At 46.9% G+C, this 4,482-nt stretch carries 3 protein-coding genes and 1 rRNA gene; all 4 read right to left on the bottom strand.

Annotation, left to right across the window (positions count from 1 at the left end; translation table 11 throughout):
* Positions 1-343: 343 nt before the first annotated feature.
* Entirely contained in the window at positions 344-1,474 is a 1,131-nt protein-coding gene (locus L976_RS01085) for a sodium ion-translocating decarboxylase subunit beta (protein ID WP_047533321.1), read from the bottom strand.
* Between the two features lie 8 nt (positions 1,475-1,482).
* Positions 1,483-3,318 (bottom strand): sodium-extruding oxaloacetate decarboxylase subunit alpha, encoded by a 1,836-nt coding sequence (gene oadA, locus L976_RS01080; RefSeq protein WP_047533319.1) that lies wholly within the window; start codon positions 3,316-3,318, stop codon positions 1,483-1,485.
* A gap of 11 nt (positions 3,319-3,329) precedes the next feature.
* Positions 3,330-3,617 (bottom strand): OadG family protein, encoded by a 288-nt coding sequence (locus tag L976_RS01075; protein ID WP_052183951.1) that lies wholly within the window; start codon positions 3,615-3,617, stop codon positions 3,330-3,332.
* A 561-nt stretch (positions 3,618-4,178) separates the two neighbouring features.
* A 5S ribosomal RNA gene (gene rrf / locus L976_RS01070) occupies positions 4,179-4,294 on the bottom strand.
* Positions 4,295-4,482 lie beyond the last annotated feature (188 nt).

Below are 4,482 nucleotides of genomic sequence, written 5' to 3'. Positions count from 1 at the left end.
GGCGTGTTGACGTTTCGAGATTAAATTTTGTTCGTTCTGGCAAGCTCGTGCTCGCGAAACGAGGAATGATGTGTAGTTTACTCAAATGACGAGCGGCTCTTATGACAGAAAGTAAGAGAAAGGGCTTGCCAGACGAACCCTTCGGGCAGCATTTGGCTGACGTTTCTGCTGCGTTATCGTCCGTTTATGTAGAATAACTACACTGCACGGACTTTGCCTTGCATAAACGCCAGCCTAATTGCTGCAAAAATAACCATAAAACGTCAACACGCCCTAGTACTCGCTTTAGCCGGCGCGATAACCTTACACTATGGGTTAATACTATATTTTTCGTTTTATCCTATTAGCCGAGTACGGCAAGTAGTATCCCCGCAGCGACCGCAGAACCTAGCACGCCAGCAACGTTCGGTCCCATAGCATGCATTAATAGAAAGTTATGCTGATTAGCCTCTAATCCCACTTTATTCACTACCCTTGCAGCCATAGGCACAGCCGATACTCCTGCCGCCCCAATCAGCGGATTAACCTTACCGCCGGATAACTTACACATCAGTTTTGCCATCAACACTCCTGCGGCAGTACCTATACCAAAAGCAAGGGCACCAAGTACTAAGATCCCCAAGGTTTCTACCCGCAAAAACTGCTCGGCCGATAATTTAGAGCCGACAGCTAAGCCCAAAAAAATCGTCACGATATTAATCAGCTCGTTTTGTGCTGTTTTTGAGAGCCGATCCACCACGCCCGATTCGCGCATTAAGTTACCCAGGCAAAACATCCCTACCAGTGGCGTTGCCGCGGGTAAAAACAGAATGGTTAAGCCTAATACCATCAGCGGAAAAATAATCCGCTCCTTTTTACTGACTTCCCGTAGCTGCTCCATTTTTATCTCACGTTCCGCTTGGGTTGTGAGTAAACGCATGATCGGCGGCTGAATAATCGGCACCAACGCCATATAGGAATAAGCCGCCACAGCAATCGCTCCCAGTAACTCAGGTGCAAGCTTAGAGGCAAGGAAAATAGCCGTTGGTCCATCCGCGCCACCGATAATGGCAATGGCTGCGGCATCCTGCATGGTAAATTCAAAGCCTGGCACCAAATTCAGCGCTATAGCGCCAATTAAGGTCGCAAAGATCCCAAACTGCGCCGCCGCGCCGAGTAATAAGGTTTTTGGGTTGGCGATCAGCGCACTAAAATCTGTTAGTGCTCCGACTCCCATAAAGATCAGCAGTGGAAAAACGCCGGTTTCAATCCCCACATGATAGGCGTAGTAGAGTATTCCTCCCTCTTCGGTAAAGCCTGCGTTGGGAATATTCGCCAGCACTGCACCAAAGCCAATAGGCAACAGCAACAAAGGCTCAAATCCACGCACGATAGCGAGGTATAACAGCAACATGCCAACGACCATCATTAAGACCTGCCCTGCGGTAAAATGGGCTATGCCCGTTTCGGCCCAAAACGCCAGTAAACCATCCATATAGACTCCTAGGCTAAGGCCAATAATTGAGAACCCACGACAACTGAATCGCCTTCTTTCACAAAGAGATGGGTAATAACACCATCCCCCTGAGCGCGGATCTCTGTCTCCATTTTCATCGCCTCAAGGATGATCACCACATCGCCAGCGCAGACCTTGTCGCCAATCCCCACATGCACTTTAAAGATATTGCCCGATAGCGGCGCACTCATCTTCAGCTTAATCTCGGCGGATTGAGCCAATGGAGCACTGTTTAAATGAGAAGTAGGGGCATAATTAAGCTGCGAAGCTACCTGTCCTTGAGGTTGGATCTGACTAATTTCGCCGCCCTCGGCAACCTCAACCACATAAGCTTGCCCCTCAACCGTGACGGTATAGGTTTCGGCCTCACGCGGCGTAACTGGTAAGATTGGCGCAAGTTCAGGGTTTGGCTCAAAGGCCGTTGGATCGTGACGGTGCTTTAAAAACTGTAAGCCAATCTGTGGGAAGAGCGCATAAATGAGTAAATCATCGTCCGAAGACTTTTCCTTACTCTCTAAGACGAGACTAATCCCTTGATCCTGCGCCTTTGATAATAACTCTGCACGCAACTTGTCTAACTCTGGTACGAGTAAATCCGCAGGACGGCAGGTGATCGCCACCTGCCCATTAAGTACTCTTGCCTGCAACTCTGAATTCACTGGCGCTGGCGTAGCGCCATATTCGCCCCTTAACACACCTTCAGTCTCTTTCGTTAACGATTGGTATCTTTGTCCCATCAGTACGTTGATAACGGCTTGCGAGCCAACAATTTGCGAAGTTGGTGTAACCAAAGGCAGAAAACCTAAATCTTGGCGTACCCGAGGGATCTCCTCCAGCACCGCATCCATCTTATCTAGTGCACCTTGCTCTTTGAGTTGACTCTCCATGTTTGTCAGCATGCCGCCAGGGACTTGCGCACGTAGAATACGGGGATCAATCCCCTTTAGCGCACCTTCGAATTTGGCGTATTTTTTGCGAACCTCACGAAAATAAGCGGCAATCTCCTCAAGTAATACAAGATCATAGCCTGTTGCACGTTCAGTATCTTCCACCATAGCGACTACCGTTTCAGTTGCGGTATGGCCATAGGTTTGACTCATGGAAGAAATGGCGGTATCGAGCACATCGACTCCCGCCTCAATAGCCTTTTGATAGGTCGCCGTGCTCAGCCCTGTAGTCGCGTGACTATGCAGAGATAGTATGAGTTGAGTTTGTGATTTTAGACGACTGATAAGCTCAAAAGCTTCCATAGGCTTGAGTAAGCCCGCCATATCTTTAATACACAGCGAATGGCAGCCCATGTCCTCAAGACGCTTTGCCATATCAACCCAAGTATCAACCGAATGAACAGGGCTAGTTGTATAAGAAATTGTGCCTTGCGCGTGCCCACCGACATCACGCACCGCTTTAACTGCCATATCTAGGTTACGCACATCATTCATCGCATCAAAGATACGGAAGACATCGACACCATTAGCATGGGCACGCTCAACAAAACGTGTGACTACATCATCGGCATAATGGCGATAACCCAAAAGGTTTTGTCCGCGCAGCAACATTTGTTGAGGCGTATTGGGCATGACCTTTTTCAGTTCGCGGATCCTATCCCAAGGATCCTCACCCAAATAACGGATACAGGCATCGAAGGTCGCTCCGCCCCAAGACTCCAGCGACCAAAAACCGACTTTATCAAGCAAAGGTGCAATCGGAAGCATGTCATCGAGGCGTAAACGCGTCGCTAAAATAGACTGATGTGCATCCCTCAAGACGACATCGGTTAACTGTAATGGCTTAGACGCCACAATCGAATTTACTCGGTTCATATGGCGCTCCATTATTGAGCCTGAGAACGATACTGCTGGACGGCTAAGCTAATCGCAGCCACCAATTTAGGATCTAAAGTGCTTGCAGCTCCAGTTGAGCTCGCATCATTGACCTTTAACGGTTCTACTGCTTTGTGCTCTTCACGACACCACTTAGCAACCAGATTCACAGCTAATATCAATACACTTAAAAATAAATAGACCAGCCCCATCCCCAATAACATGATGCCAACAGCGTCTAATAACTGTTGCGTTAGCTCCCCTTTCACTGCCCTACCTCCTTCGCCCTTAACCAACATTCGCGTTTTAAATTAACAACCACACAACATCTGTATTGATAACAAACTTAATCGACGAATGTAAATTGGTAAGACCAATTAACATAAGATCAGCAACAAGTGTCTGAGGGATCCTTAGTGAACGACCGATAAAATGAATATTCGCTAATGAAACGGCAAAGCAGAAATTTTTATTGAGGAGTAATGACGAAATGAAGATACCAGCCAAGATGAAACCAAAAGCAAAAATGGGCTGACAATAAGGTTCTGACTCCCCCTTAAACGAGCATACAAAGAGTACAAGCTTTAAATTTACTGATTAGTCCTATAAGGACAAAAATCAAAGGGGTCTCAATGCGCTACAGTATTTAGACCAAGCAGCCATTTAAATGAATGATGCTAAGGGTGTTAGAGAATGAAGAAAACGGAGCAATGAGGGGCTCTCTGTTTACATTGCGTATGAGGCGATAAATTAAAGAAGTCAGTGATTAGAGAAGTATTTTGAAGAATAGAACGTTGAAATTCAAAACTCTAAATGCAAAAAAGCCAGCTTATTCAGCTGGCTTCATTGTTTATTTAGGCGCTTGGCGATGACCTACTCTCACATGGGGAGACCCCACACTACCATCGGCGCGTTTGCGTTTCACTTCTGAGTTCGGGATGGGATCAGGTGGTTCCACAAGGCTATTGTCACCAAGCAAATTCTTACTGGTTAATTGTCCGTCTGACGGCATTGTCTCCTCGCTACTGTGCTCATGTACTAACGTACACTCCGCGCCTCGCTCGTCACGGCTTTGTCAGCCTAACAATTTCCTGCGTAATTAATCTTTATTTGTTAATTTAGAAAGCTGTATTGAGTATCACTTCTTAAGTGTTTCTATTCAAG

The organism is Shewanella sp. ZOR0012 (genome assembly GCF_000798835.1).
In the GTDB taxonomy this organism is placed as follows: domain Bacteria; phylum Pseudomonadota; class Gammaproteobacteria; order Enterobacterales; family Shewanellaceae; genus Shewanella; species Shewanella xiamenensis.
The sequence above is the reverse complement of the archived record's forward strand: the minus strand, read 5'-3'. Positions and strand labels throughout refer to the sequence as shown.